The organism is Luteibacter anthropi (genome assembly GCF_023699965.1).
Taxonomy (GTDB): Bacteria; Pseudomonadota; Gammaproteobacteria; order Xanthomonadales; family Rhodanobacteraceae; genus Luteibacter; species Luteibacter anthropi.
Genome location: NZ_CP077072.1, coordinates 1,104,091 through 1,127,815, shown reverse-complemented (window position 1 = coordinate 1,127,815; position 23,725 = coordinate 1,104,091). Strand labels below are relative to the sequence as shown.

At 66.1% G+C, this 23,725-nt stretch carries 17 protein-coding genes; 8 read left to right on the top strand and 9 right to left on the bottom strand.

Annotation, left to right across the window (positions count from 1 at the left end; all coding sequences use genetic code 11):
* Positions 1–18 precede the first annotated feature (18 nt).
* Positions 19–2,529: a ribonucleoside-diphosphate reductase subunit alpha gene (locus tag KR767_RS05190; RefSeq protein WP_166950389.1), complete on the bottom strand. Its 2,511-nt coding sequence runs from the start codon at positions 2,527–2,529 to the stop codon at positions 19–21.
* 537 nt (positions 2,530–3,066) lie between these two features.
* On the opposite strand from KR767_RS05190, the gene KR767_RS05185 reads away from it, so the two are divergent.
* On the top strand, positions 3,067–4,695 hold the full coding sequence (locus KR767_RS05185) for a response regulator (RefSeq protein ID WP_250878347.1): 1,629 nt from the start codon (positions 3,067–3,069) through the stop codon (positions 4,693–4,695).
* A 148-nt stretch (positions 4,696–4,843) separates the two neighbouring features.
* Here the strand turns inward: KR767_RS05185 and KR767_RS05180 are convergent, their stop codons facing one another.
* Positions 4,844–5,269 (bottom strand): DUF2501 domain-containing protein, encoded by a 426-nt coding sequence (locus KR767_RS05180; protein WP_166950222.1) that lies wholly within the window; start codon positions 5,267–5,269, stop codon positions 4,844–4,846.
* Positions 5,270–5,439: 170 nt separating this feature from the next.
* On the opposite strand from KR767_RS05180, the gene KR767_RS05175 reads away from it, so the two are divergent.
* The 3 genes from KR767_RS05175 (at position 5,440) to KR767_RS05165 (ending at position 10,648) form a co-directional block, all read left to right on the top strand.
* A complete protein-coding gene (locus KR767_RS05175) occupies positions 5,440–6,291 on the top strand; it encodes an NmrA family NAD(P)-binding protein (RefSeq protein ID WP_250878346.1) in 852 nt (283 codons plus the stop codon).
* A 177-nt stretch (positions 6,292–6,468) separates the two neighbouring features.
* On the top strand, positions 6,469–8,109 hold the full coding sequence (locus KR767_RS05170; RefSeq protein WP_250878345.1) for an AMP-binding protein: 1,641 nt from the start codon (positions 6,469–6,471) through the stop codon (positions 8,107–8,109).
* A gap of 79 nt (positions 8,110–8,188) precedes the next feature.
* On the top strand, positions 8,189–10,648 hold the full coding sequence (locus KR767_RS05165) for a membrane-bound PQQ-dependent dehydrogenase, glucose/quinate/shikimate family (protein ID WP_250878344.1): 2,460 nt from the start codon (positions 8,189–8,191) through the stop codon (positions 10,646–10,648).
* Between the two features lie 843 nt (positions 10,649–11,491).
* On the opposite strand, the gene KR767_RS05160 is transcribed toward KR767_RS05165, so the two are convergent.
* A complete protein-coding gene (locus tag KR767_RS05160; RefSeq protein WP_250878343.1) occupies positions 11,492–12,709 on the bottom strand; it encodes an MFS transporter in 1,218 nt (405 codons plus the stop codon).
* Positions 12,710–12,808: 99 nt separating this feature from the next.
* Here KR767_RS05160 and KR767_RS05155 point away from each other — a divergent pair, with 99 nt between their 5' ends.
* Positions 12,809–13,588, top strand: a complete 780-nt coding sequence (locus tag KR767_RS05155; protein WP_250878342.1) for an AraC family transcriptional regulator — start codon at positions 12,809–12,811, stop codon at positions 13,586–13,588.
* Here KR767_RS05155 and KR767_RS05150 read toward each other — a convergent pair.
* The 5 genes from KR767_RS05150 to KR767_RS05130 all read right to left on the bottom strand — a co-directional run bounded on the left by KR767_RS05150 (position 13,561) and on the right by KR767_RS05130 (position 17,316).
* Entirely contained in the window at positions 13,561–14,076 is a 516-nt protein-coding gene (locus tag KR767_RS05150; RefSeq protein WP_250878341.1) for a gluconokinase, read from the bottom strand. The two genes, KR767_RS05155 and KR767_RS05150, sit on opposite strands and share 28 nt — an antisense overlap.
* A 125-nt stretch (positions 14,077–14,201) precedes the next feature.
* Entirely contained in the window at positions 14,202–14,966 is a 765-nt protein-coding gene (locus KR767_RS05145; protein WP_250878340.1) for an N-acetylmuramoyl-L-alanine amidase, read from the bottom strand.
* 11 nt (positions 14,967–14,977) lie between these two features.
* Entirely contained in the window at positions 14,978–15,418 is a 441-nt protein-coding gene (locus KR767_RS05140) for a hypothetical protein (protein ID WP_250878339.1), read from the bottom strand.
* 90 nt (positions 15,419–15,508) lie between these two features.
* Complete coding sequence (zapE, locus tag KR767_RS05135) at positions 15,509–16,624, bottom strand: cell division protein ZapE (protein ID WP_250878338.1); 1,116 nt, start codon at positions 16,622–16,624, stop codon at positions 15,509–15,511.
* Positions 16,621–17,316, bottom strand: coding sequence for an alpha/beta hydrolase (locus KR767_RS05130; protein WP_250878337.1), 696 nt, complete (start codon positions 17,314–17,316; stop codon positions 16,621–16,623). The genes zapE and KR767_RS05130 overlap by 4 nt, the downstream gene beginning before the upstream one ends.
* Positions 17,317–17,364: 48 nt before the next feature.
* On the opposite strand from KR767_RS05130, the gene KR767_RS05125 reads away from it, so the two are divergent.
* The gene (locus KR767_RS05125) at positions 17,365–17,955 is read left to right on the top strand and encodes an acyl carrier protein phosphodiesterase (protein WP_166950200.1); all 591 of its coding nucleotides are present in this window, start codon (positions 17,365–17,367) and stop codon (positions 17,953–17,955) included.
* Between the two features lie 279 nt (positions 17,956–18,234).
* Here the strand turns inward: KR767_RS05125 and KR767_RS05120 are convergent, their stop codons facing one another.
* On the bottom strand, positions 18,235–18,732 hold the full coding sequence (locus KR767_RS05120; protein WP_166950387.1) for a c-type cytochrome: 498 nt from the start codon (positions 18,730–18,732) through the stop codon (positions 18,235–18,237).
* Positions 18,733–19,103: 371 nt separating this feature from the next.
* On the opposite strand from KR767_RS05120, the gene KR767_RS05115 reads away from it, so the two are divergent.
* Both KR767_RS05115 and KR767_RS05110 read left to right on the top strand, forming a co-directional pair.
* A complete protein-coding gene (locus tag KR767_RS05115; RefSeq protein WP_166950198.1) occupies positions 19,104–20,372 on the top strand; it encodes an efflux RND transporter periplasmic adaptor subunit in 1,269 nt (422 codons plus the stop codon).
* Positions 20,373–20,444: 72 nt separating this feature from the next.
* Complete coding sequence (locus KR767_RS05110) at positions 20,445–23,684, top strand: efflux RND transporter permease subunit (RefSeq protein ID WP_166950196.1); 3,240 nt, start codon at positions 20,445–20,447, stop codon at positions 23,682–23,684.
* The last annotated feature ends 41 nt before the right edge of the window (positions 23,685–23,725 follow it).

The window sequence follows — 23,725 nt, the reverse complement described above, 5'->3', positions numbered from 1 at the left end:
CGCTCCTACAACAGCGTGTTACTGGCAGGCTTCGCAGTACTCGGGGTTTTCGAGCGAGCAGAAGACCGCCGCGGTGGCTTCTTCCTGGGCATCGACCACCGGGGCGACCGGTGCGGACACCGAAGCGCTGACCGTGGTCTTGGCGATGCGGGTGGCCGGACGCGAACGCAGGTAGTAGGTGGTTTTCACACCCGACTTCCAGGCGTACATGTACATCGACGACAGCTGACCGATGTTCGGGTTTTCCATGAACAGGTTCAGCGACTGGCTCTGGTCGATGTATGCACCGCGGGCGGCGGCGAGGTCGATCAGCGCCTTCTGCGGCAGCTCCCACACGGTGCGGTACACCAGGCGCAGCTGGGCCGGGATGGCGGTCACGCCCTGCACCGAACCTTCGGCCAGCTTGATCTGGTCGCGCACTTCGGCGGTCCACAGGCCCAGCGTCTTCAGTTCGTCGACGAGGTAGCGGTTCACCACGAGGAAGTCGCCCGAGAGCGTTTCGCGCTTGAACAGGTTGGACACCTGCGGCTCGATGCACTCGTAGCAACCGGCGATCGAGGCGATGGTGGCGGTGGGCGCGATCGCGATGAGCAGCGAGTTGCGCAGGCCATGCTGCTTGATCTTCGCGCGCAGCTCGGCCCAGCGCTCGTCCTTGCCGTTCGGGGTGGCGGCCGGCCAGTAGTCGAACTGGAGCTCGCCGTTGGCGGCACGGCTCTCGTCGAAGCCCGGGTGGGCGCCGTCACGCTCGGCGATCTCGTTCGACTGCGACAGCGCGTGGAAGTAGATCTCTTCCTGGATGCGCGTGGACAGCGTGCGGGCTTCGTCGGAATCGAACGGCAGGCGCAGCTTGAAGAAGACGTCCTGCAGGCCCATCACGCCCAGGCCCACCGGGCGCCACTTCACATTGGCCGTCTTCGCCGTGGCGATCGGGTAGAAGTTGAGGTCGATGACGCGGTTGAGCTGGCGCACGGCCGTGCGGACCGTGGTGGCGAGCTTGTCGAAATCGAACACGCCGTCCACCACGTGGCGGGCGAGGTTCACCGAGCCGAGGTTGCACACCGCGGTCTCGTTCTCGTTGGTGACTTCGAGAATCTCGGTGCACAGGTTCGACAGGTGGATGACGTTTTCCGGACGCGCGGTCTGGTTGCTGGTGGCGTTGGAGCGATCCTTGAAGGTCATCCAGCCGTTGCCGGTCTGGGCCAGCGAACGCAGCATGCGGGCGTAGAGCTCGCGTGCCTTGATCGACTTCACGGCCAGGCCTTCGGCTTCGGCCTTTTCATAGGCGGCGTCGAAGGTGGCGCCCCAGGTGTCGACGAAGTGCGGCACGATCTTCGGATCGAACAGCGACCAGTCGCCGTCGGTCTCCACGCGGCGCATGAAGAGGTCGGGTACCCAGTTGGCAAGGTTCAGGTTGTGCGTGCGGCGTGCGTCGTCGCCGGTGTTCTCGCGCAGTTCGAGGAATTCCTCGATGTCGGCGTGCCAGCTTTCCAGGTACACGCAGGCCGCGCCCTTGCGCTTGCCGCCCTGGTTCACGGCGGCGACCGAGGCGTCGAGCGTCTTCAGCCACGGCACGAGACCGTTGGAGTGGCCGTTGGTGCCCTTGATCAGCGAACCGCGCGAACGGATGCGCGAGTAGGCCAGGCCGATACCGCCGGCAAACTTCGACAGCTGGGCCACGTCGCCGTACTTGGCGTAGATGGATTCCAGCGCGTCCTGCGGCGAGTCGAGCAGGAAGCACGACGACAGCTGCTCATGCGCCGTACCGGCGTTGAACAGGGTCGGCGAGCTGGCGAGGTATTCCAGCGACGAGAGCATGCGGTACAGCTCAAGCGTCTCGGTGACATCGTTGCCGCCGAGCGCGCAGGCGATGCGCATGAAGAAGTACTGCGGCGTCTCGATGACGAAGCGCTTGGTCGGGTGGCGCAGCAGGTAACGGTCGTACACCGTGCGCAGGCCGAAGTACTCGAAGCGGCGCGAGGCGTTGGTGTCGATGGCGTCGTTGAGCTTGCGCGAGTTGGTCTGCACGAAGTCGCGCAGGCGCTCGTTCAGGATGCCCAGCTCGGAGCCGGTGGCGATCGACTGGGAGAACGACTGGATCTCCTGGCCGGCCACTTCCTTGTCGATGAAGGCCGAGAGCAGGCGCGCGGCGAGCTGGCCGTATTCCGGCTCTTCGGCGGTGAGCGCTGCGGAGGTGCGGATCGACAGCTGGTCGAGTTCCTGGGTGGTGGCACCGTCGTACAGGCCGCCGATCGTCTTCAGCGCCACGCGCATCGGATCGACCGAGAACAGGCCATCGGCGCTGCGCGTCACCGCGCGCACGATCTTGTTGACGTCAACGGTTTCCTGGCCGCCGTTGCGCTTCTTCACGCGCATCTGGCCGGGGTTGTGGGGAGGAGTCAGGGTGAACGCCGGCGGGGCGTCATTGCGGTAGCCGGCAGCGGGCGCCTTCTCGGCGGTGGGGTTGGGGGTGGCGGTCGTCTCGGCGGCCGTCTCGGTGCGCTCGCGCGCTGCGGAATCCATCGTGGTCATATGTGGCATGCCCCAGGGCCTGTTCCAAACCCCCCGTTACTGAAAACGGGGCTCGACGCGGTGGCGCCGCGGATGGGTCGGGGCACGGGGGCGACAGGGGGCCACCGGGTCCGCGACGCGCCTTCCCACGGAAGTCGCCACCGCACACTGGTATGGGGATCGGCCTTCATGGAGCGTGTCCGTCGGACGCGACGCCTTCCCCCCCGGGAAGGTGCGGTGCACGAAGGGTCGATTCCACTCGCCGCTGCGGAGCAGTCCGGATTTGCACCGGATTCCCTCTCGTCCGGCGGAAAATAGCGTTCCGTCGGTGACCAGCGAGACACACGATATAGGCGGGGAGGGGGTAGGTCAACACAATATGTAGGGTACGTTCGTATGTCCTTGATCGCAGGGGCTGACACCGTGACAGCCGGGTGGAAGGCCCCCTCGGACACCCGCAAACACCCTCGGCGGTCAAGATTTTGTGAAGATCGTCTACACAAAGTTGGTCTTCGAGCGAGGCTAGACTCTGCGGCCACCCACAGGACACCAGGCTAGATGCGCCATCCCCTCGAGCCGCAGGACCACTCGCCACCTGCCCAGTCGCTGGACCCAGCCATCGACATGACCCAGGACCAGTTGCGCCAGGCGCAGAAGATGGATGCCATCGGCAAGCTCACGGGCGGGGTCGCGCACGATTTCAACAACCTGCTCCAGGTGATCGGGGGCAACCTGCAACTGCTCGCCGCCGACGTCAGCGGCAATCCCCGCGCCGAGCGGCGCGTGGCCAACGCCATGGCGGGCGTCACCCGCGGGGCCCGCCTGGCGGCGCAGCTGCTGGCCTTCGGCCGGCGCCAGCCGCTGGTACCCAAGGTGGTCAACATCGGCCGCTTCGTCCGCGACATGGACGAGCTGCTGCGCCGTGCCCTGGGCGAGGCGATCGAGGTCGAAACCGTCATCGCGGGCGGCCTGTGGAACACGCTGATCGACGCGACCAATGTCGAGAACGCCCTGCTCAACCTTGCCATCAACGCGCGTGATGCCATGGACGGGCAGGGCAAGCTCACCATCGAGGCCGGCAACGCCTTGCTGGACGACGCCTATGCGGCGGCCCACGGCGACCTGCGCGCCGGTCAGTACGTGATGCTGGCGGTGACCGACACCGGCAGCGGCATCCCGGCGGCGGTCCTGCCGCATGTGTTCGAGCCGTTCTTTACGACCAAGCCCGAGGGGCAGGGCACGGGCCTGGGCCTGTCGATGGTCTACGGCTTCGTGAAGCAGTCCGGCGGCCACGTGAAGATCTACAGCGAGGCCGGTCACGGCACCACCGTGCGCATCTACCTGCCGCGCTCGACGCAGACCGAGGACCGCATCGTGGCCCTCGACGTGGGCGAGGTGCGCGGTGGCGACGAGACCATCCTGGTGGCCGAGGACGACGACGCCGTGCGCGAGACCGTGGTCGGCATGCTCGCCGACCTGGGTTACCGCGTCTTGCGGGCGCGCGATGCCGAAAGCGCGCTGTCCATCATCGAAAGCGGTATCGCGATCGACATGCTGTTCACCGACGTGGTGATGCCCGGCCCCCTGCGCAGCCCCGAGCTGGCGCGCAAGGCCGTGGAGCGCCAGCCGGGCATCGCGGTGCTGTTCACCTCCGGCTATACCGAAAACGCCATCGTCCACGGCGGCCGCCTGGACGAAGGCGTGGAACTGCTGAGCAAGCCCTACACTCGTGAGGCGCTGGCGCGGCGGGTTCGCCATGTGTTGTCCGGCCGCGTGCCGCGCGTGCCTTCCACCGACGCCTCCGCCCCGGCCGTGCCGCTGCCGGCGCGGCATGGTCCGTTGCGCGTACTGGTGCTGGAAGACGATGCGCTGATCCGGCTGTCCATCGCTGAGATGCTGGAGAGCCGTGGGCATGCCGTGTTCGAGGCGGCCGACGGCAACGAGGCGCTACGCGTGTTCGCCGCCGAGACCATCGACGTGATGCTGGCCGACGTGGCGTTGCCCGGCATGAGCGGTGTGGAAGTGGTGGAGCGCGCACGCGAGACCCGACCCGACCTGCCGGTCATCTACGCCACCGGCGACCACACGGCGAACGACATCCGCCGCGACGCACGTACGGCGATCATCGTGAAGCCGTACGGCGTGGCGGAACTGACGGAAGCCCTGGCAAGGATCACCCGCCCGTAACCAAAACCCCCTGTAGGAGCGCGCCTTGCGCGCGACCGGTTGGAACGTCAACGCAGAAACGTTTTCGCGATAAGCGGTCGCGCGCAAGGCGCGCTCCTACAAGGGAAGCGTCTGCGCGCGACCGGCGAAGCCGGAATGTGAGGGAGAACTACATCCCCACCCACTTCTTCCCCTGCTTCAACACGGCATCGCACACCTTGGTGGTGAGCTGCGCCTTCAGGTCGCCGCCGCCCTTGTTCTCCTTGCCCAGGTCCAGGATCGTCTTGCCCTTGTCGTCGTTGAGAAGGCCGCGCTGGCCTTCCACGAAGCCCATGTCCTGCTTCTGCTTCGAATCGCCGCCGAGCTTGGAGATCAGCTGGTCCTTCACGCCGCTGGCGCCGCTTTCGCCGCCAAGATAGTTGTTGTTGAGGCAGTACTGGATGATGCCGGCCGCGTTGCCCATGCTGCCGGACGTGAGCGACGAGCCACCCCCTCCGCCCAGCATTCCGCCGAGCTTGTCCAGCTGCCCGGCGGAGGCGCTGCCTGCGGCGAGGGTGAGGGCAAAGGCGAGGCCGGCGGCAAAGCGGGTCTTCATGACGGTGGCTCCGGTGGTGAGGTGGGCCAACAAATACCGCCACGCTTGTTATGGAGATGTATGTCGGCGGGGTAGTGGTGACAAAAGATCATAAATCCCGTTACCACCCGTCGCTTCAGTCACGAATGACGACTGCGTAGCCTTTCTCCATCCCCCAATGGAGACACGCCATGTACGCCATCACAGGAATCACCGGCCAGGTCGGTGCCTCGCTCGCCGAGGCGCTGTTCGCCGCCGGTCGCCCTTTCCGCGCCGTCGTGCGCAACCCTGAGAAAGCACGTGCTTTCCTGGAGCGCGGTGCCACGCTCGCCGTGGCCGAACTCGACGATACGGCCGCCCTCACGGAGGCGTTCCGCGGCTGCGAGGCCGTTTTCGTGCTGCTGCCGCCCGTGTTCGATCCATCCCCGGGTTTCCCGGAATCGAACCGCACCATCACCTCGATTCATGAAGCCTTGCTTGCCGCACGGCCGCAGCGGGTGGTGGTGCTCTCCACGATCGGCGCCGAAGCCACCGAGGAGAACCTGCTTTCCCAGCTCGGCCGCATGGAGAAGAAGCTGGGCACGCTGCCGATGCCCGTCGCCTTCCTGCGCGCGGGCTGGTTCTTCGAAAACTCTCAGTGGGACGTCACATCGGCCCGCGAGAGCGGTGTGATCGACAGCTATCTTGATCCGCTCGATCGTCCCATTGCGATGGTTGCCACGCGGGATGTCGGCCGCCTTGCCGCGAAGCTGCTGGGCGAGTCGTGGGACGGCGTGCGCATCGTCGAACTGGAAGGGCCGGTGCGCACCAGCCCGAACGACCTGGCGGCAGCGTTCTCGCGTGCGCTCGGTCGCGACGTGGTGGCCCGCGTGGTGCCACGTGACACGTGGGAAGCGCGTTTCCAGGCACAGGGCATGCGTCATCCCGGTCCGCGAATGCGGATGATCGACGGGTTCAACGAAGGCTGGATCGATTTCGGCACGACGTCGATTAAGGGCGAGACGGGTGTGGATGCAGTGGTGGCGGAGCTGGTGGCTCGCTGAGGGTTCTGGGGCTTCGCCGGTCGCGCGCAGGCGCGCTCCTACACAAGCCGCCCTGCGCGAGCGAGGCTGTTGTAGGAGCGCGCCTGCGCGCGACCGGCGAAACCGCCCCCTTCCGCACCCCCTGCACCTCCACCCCCGAATCAGTATCTTCAAGGCATCGCCCCCAGGATGCCCTGCATGCCCCACGCCCCCAGCTACGTCCACGGCGCCAGCGCCACCCCGCTGCTCGGCGAAACCGTTGGCGAACTGCTCGACCGCGTCGCCACCCGCTGGCCGGAACGCCCTGCGCTCGTCGTCCGTCAGCAGGGCATCCGCTGGACCTACCGCGAATTCCATGCCGAAGTGGAACGCATCGCCGCCGGGCTGCTGGCGCTGGGACTGGAGCCGGGCGATCGCGTGGGCATCTGGGCACCCAATCGTGCCGAATGGGTCGTCACGCAATTTGCCGCACCGAAAGCCGGCCTCGTGCTGGTCAACATCAACCCCGCCTACCGCTCGCACGAGCTGGCCTACGCACTGGACAAGGTCGGCTGCCGCGCACTGATCCTGCCGCGCGCCTTCAAAAGCTCGCATTACCTTGACGTACTCGCCTCGGTGAAGCCGGGCCTGCCCGACCTGCGTCATGTGATCCTGCTCGACGACACCGCCGAACCCGGCACGCTGCGCTGGTCCGATATCACCGCCGACGATGCGGCACGTGCCAGGCTCGCGGCGGTGACACGCGGCCTTACCTTCGATGACCCGGTGAACATCCAGTTCACCTCCGGCACCACCGGCTCGCCGAAAGGCGCCACGCTCACCCACCACAACATCGTCAACAACGGTTTCTTCATCGGCGAAGCCATGCGCCTCACGGAAGAAGACCGCCTGTGCATCCCCGTGCCGTTCTACCACTGCTTCGGCATGGTGCTGGGCAACCTCGCCTGCGTTACGCACGGCGCCTGCATGGTGATCCCGGGCGAGGGCTTCGATCCGCTCGCCACGCTGGAAACGGTAGCCGAGGAACGCTGCACGGGCCTGCATGGCGTGCCGACGATGTTCATCGCCGAGCTGGAACACCCACGTTTCCGCGAGTTCGACCTGTCGAGCCTGCGCACCGGCATCATGGCCGGCTCGCCGTGCCCCATCGAGATCATGCGCCGCGTGGTGGACGAGATGCACATGGCCGAGGTGACCATCGCCTACGGCATGACCGAGACCAGCCCCGTGAGCTTCCAGACCGTCACGGACGATCCGCTGGACATGCGCGTATCCACGGTGGGTCGCGTGCATCCGCATGTCGAGGTGAAGATCGTGGACGAGAACGGCCTCATCGTGCCGCGCGGCGAAACCGGCGAACTGCTCACGCGTGGGTATTCGGTGATGCGCGGTTACTGGGGCGATGAAACCGCCACGCATGCCGCCCTCGACGCGGCACGCTGGATGCACACGGGCGACCTCGCCACGCTCGATGACGACGGCTACTGCCGCGTCGTGGGTCGCCTGAAGGACATGATCATCCGCGGTGGCGAGAACATCTATCCACGCGAGATCGAGGAATTCCTCTACGGTCATCCCGACATCCAGGACGTGCAGGTCTTCGGTGTGCCGGATCGCCGCCTGGGCGAGCAGGTCTGCGCCTGGATCCGCCTGCGCGATGGGGCCGCCGTCACCGAGGGTGGCATCCAGGATTACTGCCGCCATCACCTTGCCTACTTCAAGGTGCCGCACTATGTGCGCTTCGTGCACGACTTCCCGATGACCGTCACCGGCAAGGTGCAGAAATACCTGATGCGTGAAGCCATGGCCGCGGAACTGGCCGGAAACGCGACAGGCTGACGGGCCCGGCTCTCCACCTGGGGTTCACGCCCCGACCGCCAACCTTTCGTCCAGGGGTGGGCCGTTCCAAGGTGAGGCCATGAATCGAACCAGGAGTTTCCATCCGGCGACGCTGTTTTCCGCGTTCGTCTTCGCACTGTACGGTGCCGCGCTGACCTGGGGTGGCATCGTGCTGCTCCGGCAAAGCGGCTCTGTCTACTACATCGTGGCCGGCGTGATCACCTTGCTGGTGGCCTTGCTGCTCCTGCTGCGGCAACGCTCGGCGGTAACGATCTACGCCTTGCTGCTGATCGGCACCACGGGCTGGGCCTTCTGGGAAGTGGGCCTGGACTGGTGGCAGCTGCTGACTCGGCTCGATCTGTGGTTTGCCCTGGGCCTGTGGCTGTTGCTGCCCTGGCCGCGTCGCGGCCTGAATCGCGAGCGCTACTACGCCAGCGCACGCGGCACCGGTGGTGGTGTCCTGTTTCTTGCCTTGCTGGTCATGGCGGCGGTGAGTGTGGCGGGTGCACTGCGTCCTGAGCGCGATATCCCCGGTGAACTACCGATGGCCGACGTGACCGGTCCGCAGGGCGACCGCGCCATGCGTCCGGATGGCGACTGGACCGACTACGGCGGCTCGCCGTACGGCCAGCGCTATTCGCCGCTCACCCAGATCACCCCCGACAACGCGGGCCAGCTCCAGGTGGCCTGGAAGATCCAGACCGGTGACGTGCCTGGCCCGGACGATCCGACCGAGACCACGGCGGAAAACACGCCGCTGAAGATCGGCAATACGGTGTACCTGTGCACACCCCATAGCCGCGTCATCGCGGTGGATGCCGCCACCGGCCAGAAGCGCTGGGAGTTCGATCCGAAGCTGCAGAGCCCCGTGGGCTTCAAGCACTGGGAGCACATGACCTGCCGTGGCGTGTCCTATCACGACGATACGAAGTACGCGTCGGCCGTGATTCCCGCGCCCGCCACCACGGCGGCCGGTGCACCGGCCGTGGCTTCCACCGCGCCGCTGCCGCCGCCGGCCATGGCTTCTGCCACCTGCCCGCGCCGGATCTTCCTGCCCACCGCCGACGCTCGGCTGATTGCGCTGGACGCGGACAGCGGCAAGCCCTGCACGGACTTCGGCAAGGACGGCACGGTGGACCTGCGCACCAACATCGGTCCGTTCACGCCGGGCGGTTATTACTCCACCTCGCCGCCGGCCGTGACCCGCGACCTGGTCATCATCGGCGGCCACGTTACCGACAACGAATCCACCGACGAGCCGTCGGGTGTGATCCGCGCCTACGACGTGCACGATGGCCACCTGGTGTGGAACTGGGACCCGGGCAAGCCGGATGACACCGCGCCCATCGGCCCGAACGAGGTCTATACGCGCAACTCGCCGAACGTGTGGTCGATTTTCAGCGTCGACGAAAACCTGGGCATGGTCTACCTGCCCATGGGCAACCAGACACCGGATCAGTTTGCCGGCGGCCGTACCCCCACCTCGGAGAAATACGGCGCAGGTGTCGTTGCACTGGATATCGCTACCGGCAAGGTGAAGTGGAATTACCAGTTCACCCATCACGACCTGTGGGATATGGACGTGGGTGGCCAGCCGACGCTGATGGACATGAAGACGGCCGACGGCATGAAGCCTGCGCTGCTGGCGTCGACGAAGCAGGGCAGCATCTATGTACTCGATCGTCGCGACGGTACGCCCATCGTGCCGATCCGCGAGGTGGAGCGGCCGCAGGGTGCGGTGGATGGCGACCATACCTCGCCCACGCAGCCCCTGTCGGACCTGAACTTCGCACCGCCGGATGTGCGCGAGAAAGATATGTGGGGCACGACACCGCTGGATCAGCTGTGGTGCCGCATCCGTTATCGCTCGTTGCGTTACGACGGCATGTTCACCCCGCCGTCGTTGCAGGGCTCGCTCGTGTTTCCGGGCAACTTCGGCGTGTTCGACTGGGGCGGCATCTCGGTCGATCCCACGCGCCAGCTGCTGCTGCTCAATCCGAGCTACATGGCCTTCCAGTCGAAGCTGATCCCCAAGGATGAGCTGGCGAAGATGGAAGTAAAAGAATCCAAGAGCGAAACGGAAGGCATCAAGCAGGCCAAGGGCATTCCCTATGCCATCGAGCTGTCGCCGTTCCTCTCCCCGCTGGGCATCCCCTGCCAGGCACCGCCGTGGGGTTACGTAGCGGGCGTGGATCTGGGCACGGGCCGTATGATGTGGCGTCACCGCAACGGCACCATCATCGACAGCGCACCGCTGCCGATCCCGATGCCGCTCGGTGTGCCGAGCCTCGGCGGCATGCTCACCACGGGCGGCGGTGTCACGTTCCTGAGTGGCACGCTGGATTACTACATCCGTGGCTACGACGTCCGCACCGGCCGCAAGGTATGGGAGGCCCGCCTGCCGGCAGGCGGACAGGCCACGCCGATGAGCTACGCGGATGCCAGCGGTCGCCAGTACATCCTGGTCACCGCAGGCGGCCATGGTTCGCTGGGCACGAAACAAGGCGACTGGGTCATCGCCTACGCCCTCCCCAAATAACCCCACGCCCCCCTGTAGGAGCGCGCCTCGCGCGCGACCGTCTGAAACGTGGCGTCTCCGATTGAAGGATGCTCCCTACCGAAGGGGTGGGAGCTGATCGCATCGGCGATGTTGCGCTCCGTAGGAACGCGGCCCTTGTCGGGTTTCGCTCTGCAGGAAGGGCTCGCCTTCCGGCCTCGCATCGGCGCTGGTACGTGGCGGTGGACGAGGCGGCGGGTGCGGCCCTTGGCGCTCCGGCCTGCGGTGTCCCTCGGGAAAGGAGAGCCGCTAGCGCGGCTAATGTCTTATGGCTTACGCCCCTTCGGGCACGGGGAGCGCGCGGGTTTTTCGACTCGGCTCCTGCCTCGGCGAAAAAGGCCGGCCTTCCTGGCCGACCCCGCTACGCGGCCTTATCCGCCCACTCCCCTCACCTCCATCAAGTCGCGCCAAGGGCCGCCCCCGCCGCCTCTACCCACGTGATCGTGGCGTGTTGTAGGAGCGCGCCTGCGCGCGACCGTTCATGGCGATGCACATCACCGTTCCCGTTCCACCGGTCGCGCGCAAGCACGCTCCTACAACGGACGGGTCAACCTGCGATGACGCTTTCCCTGTAGGAGCGCGCCTCGCGCGCGACCGTTCATGGCGATGTACATCACCGTTCCCGTTCCACCGGTCGCGCGCAGGCGCGCTCCTACAACGGATGGGTCAACCTGGCGATGACGCTTTTCCTGTAGGAGCGTGCCTCGCGCGCGACCGGTTATCGCGAAAGCCTTGAACTCATCGCCTTGAATGGTCGCGCGCAGGCGCGCTCCTACAACAAGCGGGGGTGAGGGGCGTGCGGGTATCACGCCGGTACTTTCGTCGTCAGGCTTTCTTGCGTCGTGGGTTCGGCAGGAAGGCCGCGAGCAATCCGATCAGTGGCAGGAACGCGCAGATCTGGTACACCGCCTCGATGCCGATATGGTCAGCCAGTTCGCCAAGGCCCGCAGCACCGAGGCCGCCCATGCCGAAGGAAAAGCCGAAGAACAGGCCGGAGATCATGCCCACTTTGCCCGGCACCAGCTCCTGGGCGAAGACCACGATGGCGGGAAATGCCGAGGCAAGGATCAGGCCGATGGCGACGGTGATCGGCGCCGTCCAGAACAGGCTGGCGTGCGGCAGCAGCAGGGTGAAGGGCAGGGCACCGAGGATGGAGAACCAGATGACGTGCTTGCGGCCGAAGCGATCGCCCATGGGGCCGCCGAGGATCGTGCCGACGGCCACCGCACCCAGGAACACGAACAGGTGCAGCTGCGCGTTTTCCACCGACACGCCGAAGCGATGGATCAGGTAGAAGGTGAAATAGCTGGTGAGGCTGGCCAAGTACACATACTTCGAGAAGATCAGCGCCAGCAGCACCGTAATGCCGCGACGCGCTTCCGCACTGCTGGGCGGGGTGATGTCATGGCTGCCGCCACCTGTTTTGAGGCGGGTGAGGCCGTGGTGGCGATACCACTGGCCCACGTTCCACAGGATGGCGCCGGAAAGCAGGGCCAGCAGTGCGAAGAAGGCCAGGCTCGACTGGCCCCAGCGCACCACCACCACGGCGGCGGCCAGCGGGCCGAGCGCCTGGCCGGCGTTGCCGCCCACCTGGAACAGCGATTGCGCCAGGCCATGCCGGCCACCGGCGGCCATGCGCGCCACGCGAGAGGATTCGGGATGGAACACCGACGAGCCCATGCCCAGCAGGGCGGCGCCAACCAGCAACATGCCGTAGGTGTGCGCTACCGACAGCACCATCAGGCCGGCCAGGGAAAAGAGCGTGCCGCCGGGCAGCGCCAGCGGCGTGGGCCGACGGTCGGCGTACAGGCCGACCAGCGGCTGCAGGATCGACGCGGTGATCTGGTAGGTCAGCGTGATCAGGCCGATCTGCCCGAAGTCGAGGTGGAATCCGGCCTTCAGGCCCGGATAGATGGCGGGCAGCAGCGACTGCATCATGTCGTTGAGCAGGTGGCAGAAGCTGATGGCGAAGATCACGCCGTAGACGGTGGGCGTGGCGGCGCGAGGGGTCTCCACCGCGGCGCTGGTGGTGGGAGCTTGCATGGACGGTCCTGGGGAAAGGCTCGGGATGCAATATGAGAACATGCGCAAAGCTGTCCCGCGCTAGGATATGGGTCAAAACCCTTCGCAAACGGGACAATCATGGCTTCCAACGGCCCAGATGCCTTCGATTCGGTGGCCCGGCCCGTGGTCACGCGGGCCAGCGTCTATGCCGCCTCGTATGAGCTGGCCACCCACCAGCACCGGCGGGGGCAGCTGCTATATGCCTCGCAGGGCACCGTGGCGGTGACCACGCCGCTGGGAGCCTGGATCGCACCGCCGGAGCGTGCCGTTTGGATTCCACCGACGATGCCGCATTCGGTGCGCATGATCGGCGTGGTGACCACGAGCAGTGCCTATCTGGAGCCGGCGGTGACGGCGATGCTGGGCGATGCCTGCCGGGTGCTGGCCGTGTCGCCCCTGCTGCGCGCCTTGCTGGTCGAGGCGCAGCACGTGCCGCGCGAATACGACCCGGCGGGACGCGACGGGCTGCTGATGGGCTTGCTTATCGCCGAGATCGGTCGGGCCGCTACAGTGCCGCTGGCCTTGCCGCTGCCGAAGCATGCGGCACTGGCCAGGCGCTGCGCGCGTTTCCTTGAACGCCCGACGGTGACCGAAGATATCGATACGTGGGCTGACGATCTCGCCATGCACCGTCGCAGTTTCACCCGGTTGTTCCGCCGCGAAACGGGTATGAGCTTTGCGCAGTGGCGTCAGCAGGCCTGCCTGCTGCATGCCTTGCCACGCTTGTCGGCAGGCGAGCCGGTGACGGATATCGCCATGGATCTGGGGTATGAGAACCCCACGGGTTTTTCGACGATGTTTCGTCGTGCCCTCGGCCGTGCGCCCAGCACTTATCGCGATGCGGTGCCGCGCGCCTGAGCGCAGCCACGGCGGATCACGCTTTCGATGGTGTCGGTGGGTGAGTCGCCGATGTCCACCCATAGCGCTTCGTCGCGCGAGGGTTCTTCGAGCGTCGCGAGCTGGCTGTCGAGCAGGGCGGGGTTGAAGAAGTGACCGCTGCGATGGCCCAGGCGGTCGGCCAGCAAGTCACGCGTGCCGTGCAGATAGACGAAGCGCACGTCGTCATGCCCTTTGCGCAGGAAATCGCGATAGCGTTTCTTCAGCGCCGAGCAGGCCAGCACGAGCGACTGGCCGCTGGCGCGGTGGCGGTCCATCTCCGCCACGATGGCTGCGAGCCAGGGCTGGCGATCGTTATCGTCGAGGGGAATGCCACGGGCCATCTTGTCGCGATTGGCCTGGGGATGAAGGCTGTCGCCGTCGATGAAGGGAATGCCCAGCCGCGTGGCCAGCCCTTCGCCGATCGTGCTCTTGCCGCTGCCGGAGACGCCCATGACGATGGTGATCATGCCGACGATGATGCGCGATCCCAGGTGAAGAATCGATCTTTCCTGTAGGAGCGCGCCTGCGCGCGACCGGGTTTTGCGAAATGGTTGATGGTTTTCGCGAACACCGGTCGCGCGCAGGCGCGCTCCTACAGGGGGGCCATCAGTTTTCGTTGGAGGGCGTAGAGGATGGAGGCGTCCTGTTCGTCCAGCGTGTCGCTTTCCATCGCCCGGTAGTGGCGATGGAAAGCGACGATGGCGGCGCGCGGGTTGGACACGTCGTAACCCACCAGCCGCATCGCCGCTAGGCTGTCGAAGCCCGGCGGGGCAGGGATCAGCGGCTGGTCGGGCCAGAGCCCGAAGCCATAGCGCGCCAGCGTCGCCCACGGAAAGCGCACGCTCGGATCGGTCTTGCGTCCGGGTGCGATGTCGCCATGCCCGATGACCGCCTGCTTCGGAATGCCCAGCCGCGTGGTGAGATCGTTGAGCAGGCTGATGAGTGCCTGGATCTGCGGCTGGGTGAAGGGCGCCACGCCGTCGTTGTCCAGCTCGATGCCGATGGACGACGAATTGAGGTCGGTCTGGTCGCCCCATCGTGCCGCGCCGGCATGCCAGGCGCGATCGGCGTCGTCCACCAGCTGGTCGATATGGCCATTGGCTTCGACCAGGTAGTGCGCACTCACCGGGCCGCCGCTGTTGCGGCTCTTCAGCACCTTGAGTGCCTCCGCGGCATTCACCGTGGAGGTATGGTGCAGCACGATGAACTGCGCCTTGCGTGCATTGAAGTTCGGCGACGGTGACCACTGGGCCAGGGCACTGCGCTGGGGTGCCTTGAGGGGCGCGCTGGCGCAGCCCGCCAGGACGAGCAGCAGCGTGGCGACGATGCCGAAGCGAAATGCGCGCAGGAGTGCCATGGCCTGTCGACTCACTCGACCTTGAAGTCGCTGCTGGCGATGACCCATTCGATCTCGTCGCCGACGTCGCCGGCGTCTTCCTTCGATGCGACCACCACCTGGAGGTCGACGCAGTCGCGTCCCTCGGACAGCCACTGGGTTTTCTCCAGTTCCATGCCGGTCTTTTTCAGCGCGGCATTCAGCAGATTGACGTCGGTGTTCTTCAGCTCGATGCCTTCATGCACGAGATGGCCGCCGCGCACTTCGATGTCGCAGAGCTTGTCGTCGAGGAAGCGCAGAAGAAGCCAGTCATCGCCATGGCTGTCGGCGTATTCGTCTTCGTCGTCCCACATGCTGTCGCCGGCGCTCTTGTAGCCCAGCGCATCGCGCAGTGCCTTGCGCCGCATGCCGAAGAAGATATCGGTGTCGCCCCGGCGGATGCCGCGGCCGGGAATCAGTTCGCAATGTTCCATGGCGTACCTCGTGGGATGGCGCGGGATACCCGCCCGGCAAGCATGATGGAAACCGGGGGTGGACGACCAGCCATCCCCTTGCCATGTCCTTCAGGGTTTGTGGTCACGACCGAGGTAGTCCTCGCTCTGCATTTCGATCAGGCGTGACTCGGTACGGCCGAACTCGGCGCGTACCTTGCTGCCGTCGTATAGCTCGGTGATGGGTGCGGCGGCCGACAGCACGAGCTTGACGTGACGGTCGTAGAACTCGTCCACCAGCAACACGAAGCGCTTGGCCTCGTTCTCGCTGTACACGGTGAACTGCGGCACGTTGGAGATGATGACTGCCGGGAAGGCCCTGGCCAGTTCGATGTAGTCGGTGACCGCGCGCGGGCCCTCGCACAACGCGGCGAAGTCGAACCACACGATGTTCTCCGCGCGCTTGCGCACGGGGATATCGCGCGCATTGACGTGCAGGCTGCCACCTTCGGTCACATTGCCCTGCGCCTGTCCGCTGAAGATCTTCGCCAGCGAGCGCTCGGACTCCTGGCCCGGCGGCACGAGGTAGACCGACGCCTGGCTGAGCGCACGCAGGCGCCAGTCGCGCGGCGACACCATCTCGTGCACCACGCAATGCTGCTCGATGGCGGCGATGGCCGGCAGGAAGCGGGCGCGCTGGAGGCCATCCTTGTAGAGGTTCTGCGGCGGCGTGTTCGAGGTGGTGACCAGCGTGACGCCACGCTGGAACAGTCCGTCGAGCAGACCGGAGAGGATCATGGCGTCGCCGATATCGGTGACCAGGAACTCGTCGAGGCAGAGCACGCGGCATTTCGCGGCGAGCCGCGCAGCCACTTCGTCGAGCGGGTTCTGGCGTTCGCTCAGCTCGCGCAGCGTGGCGTGGATCTCCTGCATGAAGCGGTGGTAATGCCGGCGCAGTGCGAGGCCCGGCGACAGGCTGGATACGAAGAGATCCATCAGGAAGGTCTTGCCGCGACCAACGCTGCCCCACAGGTAGAGGCCTTGCACGGCCTTGCGCTGTTCGTTGCCGAGCATGCTGCGCAGGCGGCCGAACAGGCCACTGCCACTCGTGGGCTCCGCGGTGCACAGCGCGGCATGCATGCGATCGAACTCGGCAATGACGCCGAGCTGGGCGGGGTCGGACTCCCAGCGGTGGCCCGCGATGCCGTCGCGATAACGCTCGCCCGGCGTGGATTCGCTACAGGTCATGCGTGTTCCGGAGCAGGTGGCCAGTGCAGCACGGCGTGCTTGATGACGCCGCGCAGGTCCATGAGGCGGCGATGGAAGAAGTGGCTGGTTTCTTCCATTTTCACCAGGTTGGGCTTGTGGCCCTCGGGCAGGGCGGCAACCCAGTCGTACACCGCCTGCGGTTCGACGATTTCATCCGCATCGCCCATCACCACCAGCCAGGGGCAGGAGGGCAGCGCGATGGGCGAGAAGTCCCAGCCGCGACCGGCGGCGGGCGGCGCGATGCTGATGAGGGCATCGGCCTTCAGCGCCACGGCATTGCGCAAGCTCACATAGCTGCCGAAGGAGAAGCCGGCGAGCCAGAGCTTCGCACCGGGCCGCACCTTGCGCGCCCAGGCCACGACGGCGGCAAGGTCGTCGCTTTCGCCGTTGCCATGGTCGAAGGCCCCTTCGGAGCGCCCAACGCAGCGGAAATTGAAGATGACGGTGTCGAGGCCGGACTCGCGCAGCGAGCGCTCGATCATGGTCACCACCTTGTTGTGCATGCTGCCGCCGTCGGTGGACAACGGATGGCAGATGACGGCGACGGCGTTGCGTCGGCCTTCGGTGGCGGGCTTGGCTTCGCATTCGAGCTTGCCCGCGGGGCCGGCGAGCGCGAAGCTCAGGGTTTCGGCCGGAAAGTGTTCCGGCGCATCAGGTAGTAGATCGCTCATGCCCACCATGATAACCGCTGCCCCGGGACCCCGCGCCGGGCGCGCACCATGAACGTGCTCGCCCACGCCCTGCTGGCGGGTGACGACGCGGCCCTGCGCCTGGGCGGCATCCTCGGCGACTTCACCCATGGCACGCCCGATGAGGCATTGCCGGCACGCGTGCGTGATGGGATTTACCTGCATCGGGCCATCGATGGCTTCACCGACTCTCATGATGAGGTACGTGCGGCGCGCGAGCGCCTGCCTGCGGGGTTTCGTCGCTACGGCGGCATCCTGCTCGACATGTGGTTCGATCACTGCCTGGCGAGGGATTTCGCACGCTGGAGCGACGAGCCGCTGGCGGCATTCTCCGACCGCTACCGTGCCGAGCTGCATGCGGCCATGCCCCTGCTGCCGGAGCGGCTGAAGCGGTTCCTTATATATATGGATACCCATGACCTGCCGGCGGGCTATGCACGGCTGGAGCGGGTGGAGCATGCGCTGGCCGGGCTGTCGTCGCGCCTGTCCCGTGCCAATCCGGTGGCCGACGCCATGCCGGTACTACTGGCCGACGAAGAGGCCCTGCGCGGCACCTTCGAACGCTTCTTCCCCGACCTGCGCGCCTTCGCCGCCCACTGGATCGCCACCCACCCCTTGTAGGAGCGCGCCTTGCGCGCGACCGGCACGGAGCGAGGCATCCAGACCCTTGTAGGAGCGCGCCTCGCGCGCGACCGGCACGAGCGAGGCATCCAGACCCTTGTAGGAGCGCGCCTTGCGCGCGACCGGGATCGCGATATCCACCCTGACACGCGTCGCCCTGTGCCGGTCGCGCGCAAGGCGCGCTCCTACAGGGTGGGACCGGGCACGAAAAAGGCCGCGATCGCTCGCGGCCTTCCGGCGTTTTTCGGCAAGGCAACCTTCCTGCAATGTTGCCGTGCGTTACTTCGCCTGGTCGATCATCCACTTGACCGTGTTGCCGACCTGTTCGTCGGTGAGGGCCGGATTGCCACCCTTCGCGGGCATGTGGTTGCCGTCGGGGCCCGTATAGCCCTCGATGGCGTGCTTGACGAGGACAGCGGCACCTTCGGCGATACGTGAGCCCCAGGCGCCCTTGTCACCGAGCTTCGGCGCACCGGCCACGCCCGCCGTATGGCAGCTGTGGCAGAGGTTGTCGTAGATGGTCTTGCCGTCGGTGCTGCCACCGTAGGCCACCTGCGAGGCAGCGGCCTTGGCCGCGGCTTCCTGGGCGGCCTGCATGGCGGCACGGCCGGTATCGCCCGCGTAGACACCGCCCACGGGAGCGATACGGGCCTCGGTGCGCTTGGCAACGGCCGGGTCCTGCTCCTTGGGGATGTGGCTGTAGATGGTGTATGCAAGCACCATCAAGGCAATGGCCAGCACGCTGAGGCCGGCGGTCAGCCAGGAAAACTGGCGCATGAAGTTCTGGTCGGACTTGCTTGGAGAACCGCTCACGCATTCACTCCACTGGGTTTGGGTGTGCCGTCCCCCTCCCCGGGGACCGGCGTGCCTGCAAGCCGCGATGCGGCGATCGAACCTTCCCGAGTATAGCGGAACCTCGGCGTACGTCAGCGGTCTGGGAACGGGCGCTGAATCAGACGGGGAGAAGCCCGGGGAAACATGTCGTCAGTCATGGTGTACCCCTGTCAACCGGCATTGTTCAATCCCGTTCCCCTACACCTATATTGGCGCCGTGGAATCCTGACGTATTACGGGTATAAACCCATGGCGCACGGCGCGCCCCGGTCCTCACCGCCGCGTTCGACCGGTTATTCATCTGGGAGTGTTTCATGTCGCGTTTCTGGAAAATCGCGCTGGCCGTCATCGTGGTAGTGGTGATCGCAGGCATCGTCGTCGTTCCCCGCCTGCACGGCGGCAAGGGGCATGGCGAGGCTGCGGCCGATGCACAAGGCAAGGCCAATGGCGAAGGGCAGGGCAAGGATCAGCCACCCGTACCGGTCACCGTCGTTCCGGCGGTGAGCCAGGACGTACCGGTTTATCTCACCGCGCTGGGCACGGTGCAGGCACGTAATACGGTCACCGTGAAGCCGCAGGTCGGCGGTCAGCTGATGAAGCTGAACTTCAAGGAAGGCCAGGAAGTGAAAAAGGGCGATGTCATCGCCGAGATCGATCCGCGCACCATCCAGTCGCAGTACGACCAGTCGGTGGCCAAGCTCAAGCAGGACCAGGCCTCCGCGGCCACGGCGAAGAACAACCTCGACCGTTCGCAGAACCTGGTCAGCAAGGGCGGCCAGCAGTACGTGTCGAAGCAGGACCTCGACAACCTGAAGAATACGCTCGACCAGGCCAACGCCACCGTCGTGGCAGATCAGGCCGCGATCCGCGCCTCGCAGGTGCAGCTGGGTTTCACCAAGGTGATCGCGCCCATCGACGGCCTCGCCGGTATCCGTGCCGTGGACGTGGGCAACATCGTCGCCACCACCGATTCCATCGTCACGCTGACCGAGCTGCATCCGATCTACGTGATGTTCTTCCTGCCTGAGAAAAATCTCGACATGGTGCGGTCCGCTTCCTCGGACGGTAACGAGTCGGTGTCGTCGCTCGAAGTGCAGGCGCTCGATCGTGTGGATGCGCATGTGATGGCCACCGGTCACCTCGATGTGCTCGACAACACCATCGACACCACCACCGGCACCTTCCGCCTGCGCTCGCTGTTCGACAACGAGAAGACCCAGCTGTGGCCGGGCCAGTTCGTCAACGTGCAGCTGCGCGTACGCACGGTGAAGGGCGGTCTCGTGGTGCCGGCACAGGCCGTGCAGCGTGGTCCCGATGGCGACTACGTATACCTCGTGCAGGGCGACAACACGGTCAAGATGCAGACCGTGGAAACCGCCACCGAGGTCGGCGACAGCCACGTCATGATCAGCAAGGGCCTGAAGCTCGGCGACAAGGTGGTCACGGAAGGCCAGTTCCGCCTGAAGCCGGGCTCGAAGGTGCAGCCGCTGGCGCCGGGCCAGGTGCCGGCCGCGCCCACGGCGGAGGAACTGCAGAAGGCGAAGGACGGCCAGAAGCGCCAGGGCGGACGCCGCGGCGGCTGATAGCGCGCGGCGCGCCCGGCACGGGTGCGCCGCCCACGGGTCCCAAGGGACCCGCCACACCAGGACCAGAACGTGGGCTTTTCGACACTCTTCATTCGCCGACCTATCGCAACTTCGCTGCTCATGGTGGCGGTGCTGCTGCTGGGCATCCTCGGTTACCGCCAGCTGCCGGTCTCGGCGCTGCCGGAAATCGACGCGCCAAGCCTCGTTGTCACCACCCAGTATCCCGGTGCCAGCGCCACCACGATGGCCGCGCTGGTCACCACGCCGCTGGAACGCAACTTCGGCCAGATCTCCGGCCTCAGCATGATGAGCTCCGACTCGTCGGCGGGCCTGTCGACGATCGTGCTGCAGTTCAACATGGACCGCGACATCGACATCGCGGCGCAGGACGTGCAGGCGGCGATCAACCAGGCGCGCGGCACCCTGCCGAACAACCTGCCGTATCCGCCGGTGTACAACCGTGTGAACCCGGCCGACGCGCCCATCATGACGCTGATGCTCACCTCGGACAGCCTGCCGCTGCGTGACGTCAACAACTACGCCGACTCGATCCTCGCGCAGAAGCTGTCGCAGGTTCAGGGCGTGGGCCTGGTGTCCATCGCCGGCAACGTGCGTCCGGCCGTGCGTATCCAGATCAACCCCGCGCAGCTGGCAAACCTCGGCCTCACCATGGAGGACGTGCGCAGCGCGCTCACCCAGGCCAACGTCAACGCGCCCAAGGGCACGCTGAACGGCAAGACCCAGTCGTATTCGATCGGCACCAACGACCAGCTGGCCGATGCCGCCGACTACAAGGGCACCATCATCAGCTACAAGAACGGCGCGCCGGTGCGTCTGTCCGACGTGGCCAACGTGGTCGACGGCGTGGAGAACGACCAGCTCGCCGCCTGGGCCAACGGCAAGCCCGCCGTGCTGCTCGATATCCGCCGCCAGCCCGGCGCGAACATCGTGCAGACGGTGAAGCAGATCCGCGCCACCATTCCCGACCTGCAGAAGGTGCTGCCGGCCGACGTGCACCTGAAGGTGTTCGCCGACCGCACCATCACCATCCGCGCGTCGGTGGAGGACGTGCAGTTCACGCTGATCCTTACGGTCTGCCTCGTCGTGGCGGTGATCTTCGTCTTCCTGCGTCGCCTGTGGGCCACCGTGATTCCGTCGGTGGCGGTGCCGCTGTCGCTGATGGGCACCTTCGGTGTCATGGCCTTCGCGGGCATGTCGCTCGATAACCTCTCGCTGATGGCGCTGGCGGTGGCCACCGGCTTCGTGGTGGACGACGCGATCGTGATGATCGAGAACATCGTCCGCTACATCGAGCAGGGTTACGACGGCAAGACGGCCGCCGAGATCGGCGCGAAGGAAATCGGCTTCACGGTGCTCTCGCTCACCGTCTCGCTGATCGCGGTGTTCCTGCCGCTGCTGCTGATGCCGGGCGTTACCGGTCGCCTGTTCCACGAATTCGCCTGGGTGCTGACGATCGCGGTGGCGATCTCGATGCTGGTCTCGCTGACCCTCACCCCGATGATGTGCGCCTACCTGCTGAAGGCCGACCAGCTGCCGGAAGCCGAAGACGCCCACGAGCACGCCATTGCGGCGGGCAAGCACACCACGTGGTCGCGCATCGTCGAAGGCTACGGCAGCAGTCTCGACTGGGTACTGGACCATCGCCCGCTCACCATGCTGGTGGCGGCCCTGACCGTGGCGCTCACCGTGGTGCTTTACATCGTGATCCCCAAGGGCCTGCTGCCCGAGCAGGACACGGGTCTCATCACGGCGGTGGTCCAGGCCGACCAGAACGTCGCCTTCCCGCAGATGGAACAACGCACCAAGGCCGTGGCCGATGCGCTGGCGAAAGACCCTGACGTGGCCGGCGTGGCTGCCTTCATCGGCGCCGGTTCGGTGAACCCCACGCTCAACCAGGGCCAGATCTCGCTAGTGCTGAAGGATCGCAGCGACCGCGATGGCCTCGACAAGGTACTGCCGCGTTTGCAGAAGGCCGTGTCGAACATTGCCGGCGTGGCCCTGTACCTGAAGCCGGTGCAGGACGTGACCCTCGACAGCCAGGTATCCGCCACGGAATACCAGTACTCGCTCTCCGACGTGAACTCGACGGAAGTGGCGGGCTTTGCGCAGCAGATGACCTCCGCGATGCGCAAGCGCAAGGAACTGGCCGACGTCGACAACAACCTCGCCGACCAGGGTACCGCCCTCAAGCTCACCATCGACCGCGATACGGCCAGCCGTCTCGGCGTACCGGTGCAGACCATCGACGACACGCTGTACGACGCCTTCGGCCAGCGCCAGATCTCCACGATCTTCACCCAGCTTAACCAGTACCGCGTGGTGCTTGAGGTGTCGCCGGAGTTCCGCTCTAGCGCCGACCTGCTCAACAAGCTCACCGTGCGCGGCAACGGCAACGGAGCGCTCACCGGTTCCAATGCCACCAGCTTCGGCCAGCTGGCATCGAGCAACTCGGCCACGCCATCGGGCATCGGCAACACGGGCAACGTAGGCTTCCAGGTAGGTGGTGGCGGCACCATTCCCATCGCGTCGCTGGCCAGTGCCAAGGTCACCACGGCACCGCTGGTGGTGAGCCATCTCCAGCAGCTGCCCGCCGTGACGATCTCGTTCAACCTGGCGCCGGGCTACTCGCTGTCGGAAGCCGTGACCGCCATCCACGAAGTGGAGAAGGACCTCAACTTCCCGCCGCAGGTGCGTGGCCAGTTCATCGGCAAGGCCGCCGAGTTCTCCACGTCGGTGGGTGACGAAGTGCTCCTGCTGCTGGCCGCGATCATCGTGATCTACATCGTGCTGGGCGTGCTCTACGAGAGCTACATCCACCCGCTGACGATCATCTCCACCCTGCCGCCGGCCGGTGTGGGCGCGCTGCTGGCCCTGTTGATGTGCGGCATGACGCTGTCGGTGGACGGCATCGTGGGTATCGTGCTGCTGATCGGTATCGTGAAGAAGAACGCGATCATGATGATCGACTTCGCCATCGAGGCGAAGCGCACCGGCATGAACGCCACCGATGCCATCCGCCGCGCCTGCCTGCTGCGTTTCCGTCCGATCATGATGACCACGGCGGCCGCCTTGCTCGGCGCACTGCCGCTGGCACTCGGCAACGGCATCGGCTCGGAGCTGCGCAAGCCGCTGGGCGTATCCATCGTGGGCGGCCTGCTGCTCTCGCAGCTGGTCACCTTGTACACCACGCCCGTCATCTATCTGTACATGGAGCGGTTCTCCGACTGGCTGGCAGAACGCAAGCGCCGACGAGCGCTGGCGCACGCCGAGCCGCGGACGGCGAGCTGATGGCGCAAGGCGCCGAGACCAGACTCCTGACCTTCTCGCCG